Here is a 15469-nt window from a genome sequence, read left to right on the forward strand (position 1 = left end):
CGACCGAGCCGGCAAGGCGGCCGGCGTGGGGCCGCCGCGGCGAGGGGCTACGGCGCGTCGACCGAGAAGAGGTTGACGCGGCTGTTGGTCATCTTCCGCGGTACCACCGGATTGATCGCGGCCAAGGCGGCGCGGGCCCGGCGGGTCAGGCCGCGGCGCACCGGCCAGTCGGGGCGGCTCAGCGGCCACGTCTCGCGCAAGGTCAGGCCCCGTGCAGCGTGATGAGCATCGTCTCCTGCACGGCGCCAAGGCCGGGCGTCGTCCGGTCCACGACGCGACAAGAGCGGCGCGTCGCCAGTGGGGCACGCTCATCCGTGCCCCACTGGTCCGGCGTCAGGCGTTGGTCCGCGGTACCAGCGCCGGGGCCTGCTCGAGGACCGACGCCGGCAGCTGCGGGCCGGCCGGCAGGGCGAGCGGCTCCTTGGCCCGGGAGACGAGCTCGACCACGGTCTTGCTCAGCCGCTGCGACGTCTGCGACATCGACTCGTTGGCCGTCACGATCGCGGTGACGACCTCGGCCCGCCTCTGCTGGCCGTACTTCACCGCCTCCTCGATGCCGCGGGCCTGCGCGTCGATCGAGTCCGCGACCTCCAGGATCGTCTCCGGGCGGATGGTCGGGGTCTGGATGATCCGGGCGATCTGCGGCACGGCCGTCTTCGACGCCTGCGCGTAGGCCGACAGCACGTCGTTGGCGCCGTCGGCCACCGCCTGCTGCATGTCGGCCGCCTGGTTGGCCTGCAGCATCAGCGCCCACTGGGCGATGGTCAGCTTCATCGTCGGGATCGTGAGGTTCATCAGCAGCGCGAGGCGCTGGCCCAGGCCGTAGTTGAGGGTGCGGATGTTGCGCACCTGCGGCGAGGTGGACCAGGCGACGAAGAGCCGCTGCTGGAACTCGTTGATGCGCACCTCGAGGGCCTGGATGAACTCCGTGACGAGCGACAGCCGCTCCTGCAGGTCGCGCTCGTCCGGCGCGCCCGGGGTGATCTTGATCGAGCGGGCGTCCTCCAGCGCGACGTCACGGACCAGCTCCATCACGGCGATCGCGCCGACGAGCTGGCCGACCGCGGCCTCGTTGGCCTTGTACAGCTCGTCGCACAGCACCACGTTGCGCTTGAGCTGCAGCTGCTTGTCGCTGAGCTGGCCGGCGACCTTGTCCAGCTGCTGCTCGACGGTCCGGGCCTCCTCGAACAGCATCTCCAGCAGGTCGCGGCCCTTGCGGAACAGGCCCTTGATGGAGTCCGAGAACTTGTTGAACGTCTCGCGGACCTTGGGGTCGCTCGGGTCGTACTTGCGGCGGAAGTTGCGCATCCGGTCGTTGAGCTCGTGCATGATGCCGGTGAGCTCGGGGATGTTGACCCGGCCGACCTCGCGGAAGATCCGGCTGACCTGGGCGTTGACGCCGTCGATCGCGCTGTTGCCGAACGCGGCGAGCTGGTCGGTGTTGGCGAGCATCACCGGGTACAGCTGCCTGGCCGCCGCCTCCGCCTGCGCGAGCTGCGCCGGGCTGAGCAGGTCCTTGCAGACGAGCGCGCGCGGCTCGCTCGCGGCGACCGCGGCCGTGATGGCGCTGTCGGCGGCGCCGGCGGCCGGTTCGGCGGGCCCGCCGACGAGGTTACCGAAGTCGATCTGGAGTCCGTCGCTCATCTCGTGTTCCCTCTCACTGGCACGTCTTGGCGTCCTTCATGCAGCTGAGCAGCGCCAACGTCACGTCGGCGGCCGGCGGCGCCGTCGTGCGGATCTGTTCGGCGAGGCTGATGTCCTTGAAGTCGGCGATGTTGTTGGCCCCGACCTGCACGGCCGAGCGGAAGCCGTAGCTCTTCCACGCGATCGTCTGGATGTCGGTGTCCTTCATCGCGTCGATGAAGCGGCCGGCGTTCGCGTTGAGGGCGAGCACCGGGTGGTCGCTGTAGATGGTCGGGTCGGGGTACAGCACCCGGATGTTCTTCAGGATGCCGGCGCTGTTGGCCCCTGCCTGGACGACCTGCTGGATCAGCTGGTTCTCGTACCCGGCGTACAACGGGGACTTGAACTCGCCGCCCTGCGTGAGCCACTCCCGGAACCCGGCGTCGGAGCTGCGCGCCTGCAGGCCCTGGGCGTCGTACAGCGCCCGCATCGTCGGCATCGCCTTGCGCGCCTGGTCCAGGTTGGGCGCGGAGAAGACGTCGTCGGTGGCGAGGATGTTGAGCTCCAGCTGGGCCAGCACGAAGCCGCTGTTGGACCGGGCCGGGTCGGTGCTCGACACGGCGATCGGGCCGCGCAGGTCGGTCGCGCCGATGCCCTCCCACGTCTGCTTCTTGCTGATGTAGTCCAGCAGCAGCGCCTTCATGTTGACGATGTAGTACCGGTTGTCGCGCAGCTGGACGATGCCCTTGGCGACGAGCGCGTCGGTGCCCCGCGGCCCGGCGTAGATCACCTCCGGCGACTGCAGGATGTTCTCCGCGCGGTACTCCTTGAAGGCGCCCTGGTGCTGGGCCTCGAAGACGGCCTGCGCGCTGGCGCTGGACGGCCACAGACAGTCGATCTTGCGCCCGCGCAGGTCGTCGGCGCTCAGCTGCACCTGGTCGTAGGAGCCCAGCGGCTGGAAGTTGATCGTCAGGTGGTACTTGTCGTGCAGGACGCGCTTGACGTTCGCATCGGCCATGAGCTCGGACTTCTCGGATCCGCCCAGGCAGTTCAGCGTCATGTCCGGGGTCGCGGCCGGCTGGTCGGTGCCCGACTTGCCCAGCTTCGACCACAGCACGACGGCGGCGATGCACACAACGATCACCGTCGCCAGCCCGATCAGGAACCGGATGCTCGGCAATCTCAACGTGACTCCTTCATCCCAGCTCGGGGAGCTTCGGTGGCGCGACGGTGTCGAGGTTGGCGCGATACTGCGCGAGGTCGCCCTGGTTGATCAGCCGGACGCTCTCCAGGGCGAAGTCCGCGAAGCGCTGGAAGGCCTGCTCGCCGCTGGCGCGCAGGGCCTCCGGGTCGCGGTACAGCACCGGCTGACGCTGAATGTCGAGGTACTGGCGCACCGCGCCGTCGAGGCTGCGCAGGTGCCCGCCGATCTGGCTGGCGGTCGAGTACAGGCTGTTCGGCGACTTCGCGCGGACCCGGGTGAACAGCTCCGGCACGTAGTGGCACGCGGACTCGAGCGCCTTGCGCGCGCCGGGCGTGCGCACGTCCTTGGCGAGGCGCTCGATGCCGCGGATCAGCTTGAGGGCCTCGTCGACCTTCTCCTGTGCCTCGTCGGCGTAGTCGTCGCTGCTGACCTGGGCCCGGTTGCGGTCGTCGAGCATCAGGTAGACGCCGAGCGCGGCGACGACCGCGAGGATCGGCGCCCAGAGCAGGCTGCGCGTCAGCGCGTAGACGACGCCGAACACCACCACGGCCGCGACCAGCGCGACCGGGGCGGCGAGCCGGCGCCTCACTTGTACCCCGCCGCCTGGCGCAGCGCCGCCACCAGGTCGTTCTGCTGCACGAACGCGCCGCCGGTGGCCGCGGCGACCTCCTTGAGCTGGCTGGGGTCGGCGTCCTTGCCGAACGCGATCGCGACGACCGGCACGTGGGCGCCCTTCAGGGCCGCCAGCGCGGCGTCACGCTCGGCGGTCTCCGACTGGCCGTCGGTCATCAGCACGACCAGCCCCTTGCGGTCGTCGGCCTGGGGCTTGGCCAGCTCGTCGCCGGCCTGCTTGAGGCAGGTGTACATGTTCGTGCCGCCGCCGGGACGGTAGTTGTTGATGTTGGTGGTGAGGCCGTGCAGCGCCCCCGCGTCGTTGCCCTGGACGGTCCACGGGCCGCTGGTCACCTTGCTGTTGAAGATGGCGACCGAGGTCACGTCCTTCGGGTGGCTCTGCAGGAAGTTCAGCGCCGCCTGGTCCTGGTCGAAGACCTGGTGCGCGGCCGCCTTCACGCCGTCCCACCCGCCGTTGCCGGACATCGAGCCGCTGCCGTCGAGGCAGTAGTAGGCGTTGACCGGGCGCCGGTAGCGGGTCTGGTACCGGTCCAGCGCGGCCTGGATGACGGGCGCGGACGGGTACTGGATCCCCTGCTCGTTGATCGTCGCCTGAATGCCCCAGGCCGGGTTGAAGACCGCGGTGTCCGGGTTGTCGAGGGTCAGCCCGACGCTGGTGGCCGGGCGCCGGCCCAGCTTCAGCAGCTTGGCCTGCGCGTCACGGTCCTTGAGCAGGTAGTCCTGCAGCTCGTTGAGGATCTGCTTCTTGGCGGCGTCGGCGCCGTTGTTGTGCGGCAGGAACCCCAGCGGCGCGTCGCTGATCGCGAGCGACCCGCGCGGGTACGCCACCACGAGCGGCTCCTTGCCGGCCTTCGCCAGCTCCTGGTTCTTCTCGATCACCAGGTCCTCGTAGGTGAACATCGTGCGGCAGTCGCCGGGCTGGTCCACGCACTGGGCCATCAGCGTGCCGGTCGACGGCGGCGTCTGGTCCATCGCCTTGATGAACCGCGTGATCCCGTCCTCGACCGGCGCCGAGTCCAGCTGCTCCTGGGTGAGCGCCTTGCCCGGCCCGTTGCCGGCGAAGTAGTTCATGAACCCGAACAGGACGGTGGCGCCGGAGTTCGACTGCGTCGGGTTGGTCACCCAGACCTTGGTCTTGCCCGACTCGACGGCCTGCAGGATGTCGCCGATGGCCACGTCGGTCCGGCCGGCGAAGCCGAGCTTCTGCATCTCGCTCTGCCAACCGGCGAAGACGACCGGGGTCAGGAACATCGTCTTGACGTCCTGCAGCTTGCCGCCCTGGTCGCCGATCTGGGCGAAGACGCTCGAGGCGAACCAGTACGCGTCGTAGTCGGTGTTGCCGCCGGCGAGCAGCCGCGCCTGGTCGACGGAGCCCTTCAGCGTGATGCTGCACTGGTAGCCCTTGCTCTGGCACCAGGGCTTGACGATCGTGTCGACGACCGTTTCCTGTTCGGTGCCCGCGATGATGTTGAGCGCCTTGGGGCTGGCGTCGTAGCCGGCGGTCGCGGACGGCGACGGCTTGCTACTGCTGGTGCACCCCGAGACCAGGATCAACGCCGCAAGGGCGACTGCCGTGAACCCCTTGAACCGCACGAACGCTCCGTTTCCGACTCCACCGGTCCGACTCGGCCGGCCCCAGGCCGACGCGCCCTCGTTGGTAGCAAGGTTTGGCCAACTAGACGGCTAACGACAGGTGAACGAACGGAATCAAGATCTCGGCCGACACGGTTTCAGGAACCAGCCGGGCACGGCGAGGCCCGGCGCACGCCCGTTACCCGGGCGACCCGGTCGCGGTCACGGTGGCGCTCAGTCCTCGGCGGGCTTGGTGCGCCGCTTGCGGGTGGTGCGCTTGCGCGGACGGGGGGCGCCGGAGGCGAGCTTCGTGTACGTCAGCATGTTCGCCAGCCCGATGCCGACGGCGGCGAAGAAGACCTGGATGGCCAGCTCCCACCAGCTCCACTGGATCTTCCAGACCTTCACCACGGCCTTGTCGTCGAGGTTGACGAGCTCGGCGACGAGGGTGCCCAGCAGCGCCGCGCCGACGCCGATCAGGAACGTGACGAAGACGCCGATGGCCTGCTTGCCGGGGAGGACGAGGCGCCCGAGCACGCCGATGAGCAGGCCGATCGGTATGGCGACCCAGAAGTCGTTGATGTGCATGGTCCCGCGCTCCCCTCGCGTTCGCTTCGACCTCGCGATACGAAGGTCGAACGGGACCGTACACGATCAGGTCGGTGCAGCAGAGACGGGTGTCAGTCAGCGGGCCGTGATGCCGCCGTCGACGGTCAGCACCTGCCCGGTCATGAACCGGGCGTGGTCGGAGCCGAGAAACAGCACGGCGTCGGCGATCTCGTCGGGCGTGCCGAGGTGCCCCATCGGGATCCGCGCGGCGAAGTCGGCCCGGGCCTTCTCGTCCTCGCCGATGAACCGCTCGAGCATCGGCGTGGACACCGGGCCGGGCGCGACCGCGTTGATGCGCACCCCGGCGTCGGCGACCTCGAGCGCCGTCGAGCGGGTCAGGCCCTCGACGGCGTGCTTGCTCGCCGAGTACAGCGCCATGTTCGGCTCGCCGGCGTGGCCGTAGACCGACGACACGTTGACGATGCTGCCGCTGTGCCGGGGCAGCATCGCGCGCACCTCGTGCTTGAGGCTGAGCACCGTGCCCAGGACGTTGGTGTCGAACGTCCGGGCGTACAACTCCTCGGTCTGCTCCTCGATCGGCCCCGGGACGCCCTCGGTGCCGGCGTTGTTCACGGCCACGTCGAGCCGGCCGTAGCGCTCGACGATCCCGTCGACGAGCGAGCCGATCTCGTCGTCGCGCCGCACGTCGGTGTGGACGTACGCCGAGCGCGCCCCGGCGTCGCGCAGGTCGTCGGCGAGGTCCGCGCCCACGTCGTCGTGCCGCCCGGCGACCACGACGGTGGCGTGCTGCTCGGCGTAGGCGAGGGCCGTGGCCCGTCCGATGCCGCTGAGCGCTCCGGTGATGAGTACGACTGGTGTGGTCATGCTCCTGGCTCTGCCCGGTTTTGCGGGCCTGACGCGCTACGGACGGCCGAGCGTCGCGAGGATCGTGTCGCGGACCGATGCGCGGCCGGCCTCCTGGGCGCCGAGCAGCGCGGCGTCGTCGTGCACGAGCGTGGTGGCGATCGTGGTGTCCAGCGGCGCCGCCTCGGCCAGGGCGGTCGCGACCGCGGAGCCGAGCAGCTCGCCGCCGGCCTGGCCGACCTCGCCGCCGATGACGACCAGCGGCGGGTCGAGCACCGCGACGACGGCCGACAGGCCGATCGCGATCCGGCCGGCCAGCTCGGTGACGAACGCGTTCGAGGACAGGTCGCCGGCGCCGGCCCGGTCCGCCGCCGCGGCCATCGTCCCGGCCGCCGTCGGCTCGACCGCGATCCCGTGCGCCGCCGCCAGCTCCTGCAGCGCGGCCCCGCCGACGAGGTCCTGGAACGCGACGCGCTGGGCGGCCACGTTCATCGGCATGTACCCGATCTCGCCCGCGCCGCCGCGGGCCCCGCGCAGGAGGCTCCCGCCGAGGTCGATCGCGAGCCCCAGCCCCGCCTCGCCGAGCCACAGCAGGGCGAAGCTCTCCGCGTGGCGCCCGGCGCCATGCGCGCGCTCGGCGACGGCGGCCAGGTTGACGTCGTTGTCGACGCCGACCGGCACGCCGAGGCGGCGCCGCAGGTCCTCCACGAGCCCCGGCCGCCCCCAGCCGGGCACCTCGACGTGGTGCAGGACGTCGCCGCGCGGGTCGTACGAGCCGGCCACGGCGATCTGCACCTGGGCGACCGGGTCGCGCGCGACGCCGGCCTCCTTGCAGACGGCCTCCACCGCGTCGACCACCCCGGTGATCGCGTCGGTGCGGGAGAAGTCCACGGTCGACTCGAGGCGGCCGCGCACGGTGCCGGACAGGTCGGTGACGGCGGCGGTCACGGTCGGGGTGTCGCTGTCGCCGCGGTCGCGCACCGACAGGGCCACGGCGTAGGCGGCGTCGGGGTTGACGGCGTACACCTCGGCGTTGGGCCCCGGGCCGGCGCTCACGTAGCCGACGACGCTCACCAGCTTCGCCTCGGTCAGCCGCCGCAGCGCCTCGGAGATCGTCGGCTTGGACAGCCCGGTGAGGTCGCGCAGCTCCCCGCGGGTCAGCGGCCCGCGTTCCAGCACGTGGCTCAGGGCGGCCGCGTCGTTCATGGCCCGGAGCAGCTTGGATGATCCGCCGAGGTGCGTCATGGTGGCTCGAACCGTATGGTCGCCGCGATCCCGGTGTCAATCACGGACGCGACGTACTCGTACAAAAGCGAACAAAACATCCCATCTCCCCTTGCAGCGAACCCGCAGCTGAGCGCCCTTGCTCCATCGTCCCGGGAGAGGGACGGTGGATGAGTAAGAGGGGGTGCGTCATGCTGCTGGAACACAGTCCGATCGTGGTCGGCGTCGACGGTTCCACGGCCTCCCTGGGCGCCGTACGGTGGGCCGCCGACGAGGCCGCCCGCCACGACCGCGTCCTGCGGGTCGTGCACGCGATGTCGTGGGAGGGCCCGGCGGACAGTCAGGGTGTTGTATTGGATGCCGCGGCCGAGGCGCGGGCCTGGCAGCCCGGCATCGCGGTGGAGACGATGACGCTGGGCGGCGCTCCCGCCCGGGTGCTGCGCGAACAGTCCCGGACGGCCGCGCTGGTGGTGATCGGCGGCCGCGTCCACGACGGCGGCGTGCTGGACGCCTCGGTCGGCGCTCATCTGGCGGGGTTCGCCCACTGCCCCGTCCTGGTCGTCAACAACGGCTGGCGCTGGGCCGACCCGATGGCCGCGCTGCCGGCGAAGGCCCCGGTCGTGGTCGGCGTGGACGGTTCGCCGTCGAGCCAGCGGGCGCTGGCGTACGGCTACACGGAGGCGTCCTCGCGCCACGTGCCTCTGCTGGCGATCCACGCCGGCCGCGCCCGCCCGCACGAGGCGGTGGCGGCCGAGATGGAGCCGTGGCTGCGCCGCCACCCCGAGGTCGAGACGCGCTTCGACTCCCGCGACACGGGCGTGCTGGAGACGCTGACGGAGGCGGCCCGCAGCGCGCTGATGCTGATCGTGGGCGCGCACCGGGTCGGCTGGTACGAGCAGCCCCGGCCCAACCCGGTCACGCAGATGGTCGTCCACCATGCCGCATCCCCGGTGCTGGTGACCCGCAGCGTCTGATCGGCCTCCTCGCCGACCCCGCCACGCGCGCCTGGCTCAGCGATCACGGGCGGTCTGAATTACCCGTGCCGGGCGGGCCGGCGGCGGGGCGGCGAGACGACGCGACACGCAAGCGGGCTGCGAACATCAGGCGAGACCGGCGGGGCGGCGCTCAGCATTCAGACCTTAGCCTACCCACCGCCGCCAAACCGATCTTGCCGATCTCACCCCGCGTCACCGCGCACTATACCGCCGGTACCGGGTCCGCGCCGCGGGCGCCGCCGGGGCGGCAGCGCGACAGGCGGCGGGTCGCCAGCCACAGGCCGCGCACGGCGCCGTGGCGGGTGATCGCTTCCGCGGCGTAGTGCGAGCAGCTCGGCGTGAAGCGGCAGCACGGCGCCGGGCGCTTGGCGCTGATCTCGCGCTGGTACTTGCGGATCGCCCCGACCATCGGGCCGTCCGGCGACGCCGCCGCCCGCGGGGAGCGGGCCATCGTGAACAGCATGCTGGGCAGGGACAGCAGGCCCAGCATGAGGCAGCTGCCGTCGATCGCCTCGCCGATGCAGCAGCCGGCCTCGAGCAGGCAGGCGTCACGCAGGCAGCTGTTGCCGCCGCGCTGGTAGCCGTAGTCAGGGTTCCGGCGGTAGCGCCGGCGGGACCATCGTTCGCGCATAAGTACGTGATACATGTCCGGCGCCACCACTAAGGGTTCACCCCGGGTTGTCAGCTCGCGCTACCCTCCCGGGCCTCCTGGAAGACGCCGTCGGCGGCGAGCTCGGACAGCACGGCGTTGAGGTCGTCGATCTGCTCGTCGGTGTTGGCCGCGGTGACCTGGACGCGGAAGCCGACCTGGTCGCGAGGGACGCCGGGGTACGGCGCCAGCGTCACGAACAGGCCCCGCTCCCACAGCAGCGACGACACGTCGACGAGGTCGCGGTCCAGCGCGATGGGCAGCTCGATGATCGGGGTGTCGTCGGTGTTGGGGGTGAACAGGCCGAGGCCGCGCACGTGGTTGAGCACGCGCATCGACATCCGGTACAGCTCGGCGCGCAGCTTGTCGCCCCGCTCCGCGTTGACGTCGAAGCCGGCGAGGACCGTGGCCAGGGACGCCGTCGGGGACGGGCCGGAGTACAGGTAGGGGGCGGCCGAGGCCTTGAGGCGGTTCTTGAGCACGGTCGGAACGGCGAGGAAGGCGAGCAGCGACGAGTACGCCTTGGAGAAGCCGCCGACGAGCACGACGTCGTCGTAGGACTCCCCGGCGTACCGGATGATGCTGTTGCCGGCGGCGCCGTAGGGGCTGGTCTCGTCGTCGCGGCGCTCGCCGATGACGCCGAAGCCGTGCGCGTCGTCGATGTAGAGCACGGCGCCGTGGGCGCGGCACAGGTCGAGGTACCGGCCGACGTCGGGGATGTTGCCGGTCATGCTGTTGACGCCGTCCATGCAGACCAGGACCGGGCCGGCGGGGGCCGAGCGCAGCTGCGTGGCGAGCTCGTCGAGGGTCCGGAACCGCGACAGGGTGGCGCCCTGGGCGCGGGCGAAGACGCAGCCGTCCCAGATGGTCTTGTGGGCGCGGGCGTCGACGAGCACGGTGCCCTGGGCGGCGAGGACCGGGATGACCGACAGGTGGATCTGCGTGATGGTCGGGAGCACGAGCGTGTCGGGGGCGCCGAGGAGGTCCGCGAGGCGTTCCTCGATCAGGGGGTACAGCCGCGGGTTGCCCAGCATCCGAGACCACGACGGGTGGGTGCCCCAGGCGCGCAGCTGGTCCTCGACGGCGCCGATGATCTGCGGCTCGAGGTCGAAGCCGAGGTAGTTGCAGGAGGCCCAGTCGGTGAGCCAGTGATCGCCGACGCGGATCCGCCGGCCGTCGATCTCGTCGATCACCGCGTCGTAGAAGCGGGTCTCGGTGCGGAGGCGGGCGATGCCGCTGTACCGCGGGTCAAGGTCGACTTCAGTGGCGAGGTGCTCGGCGCGCAACACATTCCTCCGGTGCTAGGCCGCGGTGCGACCTCCCCGTTGAGGCCCCGATGAATCGTCAGACAACCATAGGCTCGCGTCACCGTAACTCAAGGGGCGCGAGAACAAGTACCCCTGGCCGTGGTCGCAGCCCATCTCCACGAGCAGTTCCCGCTCGGCGGCGGTCTCGATGCCCTCGGCCACGACCTGCAGTTTCAGCAGCCGGGCGAGCTGGACGATCATGTTGACGACGGCGTACTGCTCGCTGGAGGACACGACGGTGTCGATGAAGCTCTTGTCGAGCTTGAGCACGTCGACGGGGAGCCGGCGCAGGTACGACAGCGACGAGAACCCGGTGCCGAAGTCGTCGATGGCGATGCGGACGCCGGCCTGGCGCAGCGCGGCGAGCTCGGCGGCGACCTCGCCGTCGTCGTGCAGCAGCAGGCTCTCGGTCATCTCCAGCAGCAGGCCGCCGGGCGGCAGGCCGAGCCGCTCGACCTCGGCGAGGACCCACTGGGCGAAGTCGGGCGAGCGGAACTGCCGCGCGGAGACGTTCACCGAGACGTAGATCTCCTCGGCGGGGTACGCGATGCGCCACTGCGCGGCGGCGGTCATGGCGTTGCTGAGCACCCAGGCGCCGAGCGGCACGATGAGGCCGCTCTCCTCGGCGACGGAGATGAACTCCTCCGGCGGGACCATGCCGCGGGTCGGGTGGTTCCAGCGCACGAGGGCCTCGAAGCCGCGGGTGCGGTCGTCGGCGAGGGTGACGATCGGCTGGAAGTGCAGCAGAAAGCCCTTGTCGGCGATGGCCCGGTCGAGGTCGGCGCGCAGCTTGTGGCGCTCGACGACGGCGCTGTGCAGGGAGGACTCGTAGCGGCGCCAGCGGTCGCGGCCGGCGTCCTTGGCGACGTACACGGCGAGGTCGGCGTGGCGCAGCAGCTCCTGGGCGGTGCCGGCCTCGGCGGTGGTGGCCACGCCGATGCTGGCGGTCGCGGTGACGGTGCCGTGGTCGAGCTCGAAGGGGGCCTTGAAGCTGGCGAGGACGCGCTCGGCGACCCGCTCGACGTCGCCGGGGCTGCCGGCGCGGCGCACGAGGGCGGCGAACTCGTCGCCGCCGAGGCGGGCGACGGTGCCGGCGGCGCCGTAGGAGCCGTCGACGGCGCGCAGGGCCTCGGTGAGCCGCTGGCCGACGGCGACGAGCAGCGCGTCGCCGGCGCCGTGGCCGAAGGTGTCGTTGACGACCTTGAAGTCGTCGAGCTCGACGATGAGGACGCCGACGGTGGCGCCGGTCTCCGCGCCGGAGGCGACCGCCTCCTGGACCCGGGTCAGGAAGACCTCGCGGTTGGGCAGCTTGGTGAGGGCGTCGAAGGTGGCCCGCTCGTACAGCTCGGCCTGCAGGCGGCTGCGCTCGGTCACGTCGCGCAGGGTGACGACGACGCCGCGGACGGTCGGCTCGTCGCGCAGGTCGCGGAACGCCGCCTCGACCAGGGCGGGGCGGCCGTCGGCGCCGCTGACCTGCAGGTCGTCGCCGGGCCGGTCGGCGGCGCCGGAGCGGACCTCGGCGAGGCGCCGCCCGACCTCGGCGGCGCTCTCGCCGGCGAACGCGGCCGGCAGGGCGGTGCCGACGAGGTCGGCGCCGAAGAGGGCCTGCGCGGAGGGGCTGGCGTAGTTGACGACGTCGTCGGCCCCGACGATGAGGATGACGTCGGCGGTGTTGAGGATCAAAGTCCGGAAGTACGCCTCGTTGTTGCGCCGGCCGATCTCCTCGCCGAGCGCGATGCGCTCCAGGGCCATGGCGGCCTGGGTGGCGAGGATCTGCGCGGCGTCCTGCAGCCCGGCCAGGATGGCCTCGTCGGCGGCGACGTAGAGGGCGCGCTCGGCGGCGCTGCCGTCGGCCAGGGCCAGGGGGCAGCACAGCGCGACCTCGAAGTCGTCGAGGGCGGCGGCGACGGCGGGGTCCAATGTGGACGTGTACGGCATGGAGACCCGGCCGCCCAGGGCGGGGCCGAGCGTGACGGCGTGGGGACGCCCGGGCGGCAGCAGCTCGGCGACGGCCTCGCGGACGGTGCGGGCGACGGCGTCGGCGTCGGTGGCCAGCAGCAGTGCGGCGCCGGCGCTGCGCAGGCGCCGTTCCCGTTGCACGGTGAGCCGCTGCGCGCGCACGGCCCGGCCCAGCCGCAGCAGGACCAGGCCGGACAGCAGCGCGGACACGGCGGCGATGGCGGCGGCGTCGCGCACCTGGCCTCCCCGCATCTCGACGAACAGCACGATCGGTGCGATGAACAGCGAGAGACCGAGCAGCAGCAGCCGGCCGAGCCGCTCCTCGCCGGCCCGCTGGACGCGCGGCTCGGTGAGCTCGCGCATCGACGGGTGCAGCGCGGCGACGCCCCACAGCACGTAGAAGGCGGCCCAGCCGATGTCGACGGGGCTGCCGGTGGCCCAGTCGCCGGCGAGCTGGTGCAGGCCGTAGCCGACGTCGGAGCTGAGCAGGCCGACGCCGCCGACGGCGAGCAGGGCCACGGCGGTGTCGAAGCGGACGGAGGCGATGAGCCGCGCGCCGACGAGCAGCACGACGATGTCGGCGAGCGGGTAGGCGATGGAGATGGCCCGGTCCAGTGCCGAGAGCTCCGGGTTGTCGACGTACGGGCGGATCAGGAAGATGTACGACAGCAGGCCGAGGCCGGCCGTGAGCGTGATGGCGTCGAACAGGCCGGCCGGGTCGCGGCGCACGACGCCGAGCCGGTAGAGCCAGACGAAGGCGGCGGCGATGAGGCCGTACATCGCGAGGTAGAACCCGTCGGCGACGGACGGCGAGCCGGGCCGGTGCAGCAGGCGGGTGAGCACGTCGGCGGCGAGGTCGCCGGTGATGAAGCAGCCGACGGCGGCGGCCAGCAGCAGCCAGGGTGCGCGGCGCCGCGGCCTGTGCAGGTGTACGCCGAGCAGGATCGCGGCGACGCTGGAGTACCCGATCGCGGACCACAGGATGGGGTGGAACGCGGGCAGCGCGAAGTTGGCGATCACGAGGATCGCCATCGTGCCGACGTACCCCGCCAGCACCCCGCGTGCCGACCCGCTCACTCCCAGCTGCCCTTACCGTGTAACCGTTGTGGCGTCCGCGCTTGCCCGCGGCGAGGCAGACGCTACCCAGTTCAGGGCCGAATGAGGAGTACCTGGCAGGATCGTTCCGACCGGCCCGCCCGACGTTTTTGCCGCCATCTGCGCATTTAGCGGCTTAGTTGGTACTGCCGGACGCACCCGATGTCTACGGCGCGCTACCAGTTGTTTAACGCACGGCAACCATTTTCACGATTCATTCACGCGTGAACGGCGGCGAGGAACCCCTCGGCGATCGGCCCGGTGACGTCCGCACCCGAACCGGTGACGTAGACGCAGTAGGCGATGTCGCCGCGCACGCCCGCGCTGAGGGCGGTGAGGCTCAGCATGCCCGACACCGCGGGGCCGGCCGGGGCGGGGTCGCCCGGGGCCGGGTCCTTCAGCAGGACCGGCTGCTGCCACTGGCCGCGGGCCAGGGCGGCGGCCGCGGCGGCGTACCCGATCGGCGCGGCGACGACGCCGTTGCCGTCGGCGCGACCGGTGAACACGTCCTCACCGAGCTTCCAGGCCGCGCCGATGCCGAGGCCGGCCGGGGCGGCGGGCAGCGCTGCCGCCGGGACCTCGCCGAGCAGGGCCAGGTCGTAGCCGGCGGCGCCGGGCCCGTTGGCGACGGCGAGGACGGCGCCGTCACTGACCCGGATGGCGACCAGCGCCGACTGCTTGGCGGTGCTGGCCAGGGCCGCGTCGGCGGCCTGCTGGACCCGCACATCGATCGTGGTGGCGATCCTGATGCCGTCCGCGGGCGGTGCCGTGTAGAGCGGGTCGCCGGCCTTGCCCCCGGCGGCCGAAACCGGGGCCGAGGGGCTCGGCGATGCGGCAGGCGGGATGTCGACCGGGACGACCGAGAGCCCGGGCCGGCCGCGCAGCTGGGGGTCGTACCGCCGCTGCAGCCCGGTCAGGCCCGCGATGTCGCCGGCCCGCAGCGCGCCCCTGCTCGCGTCGATGAGCTCCTTCGTGGCCGGGCCGGACGTGCCGAGCAGGCCGCGGGCGAACGTGCGGGTCATCGTCAGCGACAGGGTGCCCGCGCGCGTGCGCACGCCCTCGGTGCCGTCGAGGTCGGCGGCGATCTCGTCGAAGTCGGTGCGGCGCAGCGTGACGACGTCGACGAACGCGTCGGGCTTGGCCGCCTTGATCCGCCCGGCCAGGCTCTGCACGTCGACGTCGGCCTTGACCGAGCGGAACACGAGGTCGAGCCGCTTGACGAGGGCGTCGACGTCCGGGACGCGCTGGGGTTCGACGCCGACGTACACCACCGGCGTGTCGGCGACGATCGGCGTCCCGTCGCCGGCGACGATCGTGCCGCGCCGGGCCGCCGTGGTCCGCAGCGTCATCGTCTGGCCCGCCTGCAGGCCCGGGTGCACGGTCTGCGGCCCGAGGTACACGTGCCAGCGGCCGCTCAGCAGCCGGGCCGTGAGCGTCGTGTCGTACGTCCAGGTGCGCCCGCCCGGCAGCGTCCAGGCGACGCCGACGCCGAGGGTCGCGTCGGCGTGGTCGACGGCGGCCCGGCCGTGCGGGGTGAGGGTGGGCCGGTCGACGGCGACCTCGCCCTCGGCGGCCGCGAGGGCGGCCTTGGCCCCGGCCGCGTCGAGGGCCCGGCCCTGCGGCGTGAGCAGGTCGGCGACGCCGGTGAAGTCGCCCTTGCGCCAGCCGTCGAGGAACGCGGCGAAGCGCGAGTCGACCGACGGCGGGCCGTCGTCGTCGCAGGCGGCGATGGCCGGCGCGGCCACGATCAGGGCCGCGAGCAGAAGCAGGGTCCCCCGGAGCTTGCTCACGACCC

Annotated in this window: 13 protein-coding genes; 1 reads left to right on the forward strand and 12 read right to left on the reverse strand. The window is 72.1% G+C overall.

Going from position 1 to position 15469, the window contains the following annotated elements; genetic code table 11:
* Positions 1-47: 47 nt before the first annotated feature.
* The 8 genes from ACQEVU_RS30330 to ACQEVU_RS30365 all read right to left on the reverse strand — a co-directional run bounded on the left by ACQEVU_RS30330 (position 48) and on the right by ACQEVU_RS30365 (position 7690).
* Positions 48-200 (reverse strand): hypothetical protein, encoded by a 153-nt coding sequence (locus ACQEVU_RS30330; protein WP_433329470.1) that lies wholly within the window; start codon positions 198-200, stop codon positions 48-50.
* A gap of 133 nt (positions 201-333) precedes the next feature.
* Positions 334-1644 carry a toxic anion resistance protein gene (locus tag ACQEVU_RS30335; protein ID WP_433329472.1) on the reverse strand — a complete coding sequence of 437 codons (1311 nt, stop codon included), beginning with the start codon at positions 1642-1644 and terminating at the stop codon, positions 334-336.
* Positions 1645-1657: 13 nt separating this feature from the next.
* Positions 1658-2809: a hypothetical protein gene (locus ACQEVU_RS30340; RefSeq protein WP_433329474.1), complete on the reverse strand. Its 1152-nt coding sequence runs from the start codon at positions 2807-2809 to the stop codon at positions 1658-1660.
* Between the two features lie 10 nt (positions 2810-2819).
* On the reverse strand, positions 2820-3416 hold the full coding sequence (locus ACQEVU_RS30345; RefSeq protein WP_433329476.1) for a 5-bromo-4-chloroindolyl phosphate hydrolysis family protein: 597 nt from the start codon (positions 3414-3416) through the stop codon (positions 2820-2822).
* Positions 3413-5053 (reverse strand): vWA domain-containing protein, encoded by a 1641-nt coding sequence (locus ACQEVU_RS30350; protein ID WP_433329478.1) that lies wholly within the window; start codon positions 5051-5053, stop codon positions 3413-3415. The genes ACQEVU_RS30345 and ACQEVU_RS30350 overlap by 4 nt, the downstream gene beginning before the upstream one ends.
* 213 nt (positions 5054-5266) lie before the next feature.
* Entirely contained in the window at positions 5267-5620 is a 354-nt protein-coding gene (locus ACQEVU_RS30355; protein WP_433329480.1) for a GlsB/YeaQ/YmgE family stress response membrane protein, read from the reverse strand.
* 96 nt (positions 5621-5716) lie between these two features.
* A complete protein-coding gene (locus tag ACQEVU_RS30360; protein WP_433329482.1) occupies positions 5717-6466 on the reverse strand; it encodes an SDR family NAD(P)-dependent oxidoreductase in 750 nt (249 codons plus the stop codon).
* 36 nt (positions 6467-6502) lie between these two features.
* Positions 6503-7690 (reverse strand): ROK family protein, encoded by a 1188-nt coding sequence (locus ACQEVU_RS30365; RefSeq protein WP_433329484.1) that lies wholly within the window; start codon positions 7688-7690, stop codon positions 6503-6505.
* Positions 7691-7839: 149 nt separating this feature from the next.
* On the opposite strand from ACQEVU_RS30365, the gene ACQEVU_RS30370 reads away from it, so the two are divergent.
* Positions 7840-8643, forward strand: coding sequence for a universal stress protein (locus tag ACQEVU_RS30370; protein WP_433329486.1), 804 nt, complete (start codon positions 7840-7842; stop codon positions 8641-8643).
* A 223-nt stretch (positions 8644-8866) separates the two neighbouring features.
* Here the strand turns inward: ACQEVU_RS30370 and yidD are convergent, their stop codons facing one another.
* The 4 genes from yidD to ACQEVU_RS30390 form a co-directional block, all read right to left on the reverse strand.
* On the reverse strand, positions 8867-9295 hold the full coding sequence (gene yidD / locus ACQEVU_RS30375; RefSeq protein WP_433329488.1) for a membrane protein insertion efficiency factor YidD: 429 nt from the start codon (positions 9293-9295) through the stop codon (positions 8867-8869).
* A gap of 50 nt (positions 9296-9345) precedes the next feature.
* The gene (locus ACQEVU_RS30380) at positions 9346-10599 is read right to left on the reverse strand and encodes an aminotransferase class I/II-fold pyridoxal phosphate-dependent enzyme (RefSeq protein ID WP_433329490.1); all 1254 of its coding nucleotides are present in this window, start codon (positions 10597-10599) and stop codon (positions 9346-9348) included.
* Positions 10600-10614: 15 nt separating this feature from the next.
* Positions 10615-13656, reverse strand: coding sequence for an EAL domain-containing protein (locus ACQEVU_RS30385; RefSeq protein ID WP_433329492.1), 3042 nt, complete (start codon positions 13654-13656; stop codon positions 10615-10617).
* Positions 13657-13892: 236 nt separating this feature from the next.
* On the reverse strand, positions 13893-15464 hold the full coding sequence (locus ACQEVU_RS30390; RefSeq protein ID WP_433329494.1) for an NTF2-like N-terminal transpeptidase domain-containing protein: 1572 nt from the start codon (positions 15462-15464) through the stop codon (positions 13893-13895).
* Positions 15465-15469: the final 5 nt, after the last annotated feature.

Source organism: Dactylosporangium sp. CA-139066 (assembly GCF_050936175.1).
GTDB lineage: Bacteria > Actinomycetota > Actinomycetes > Mycobacteriales > Micromonosporaceae > Dactylosporangium.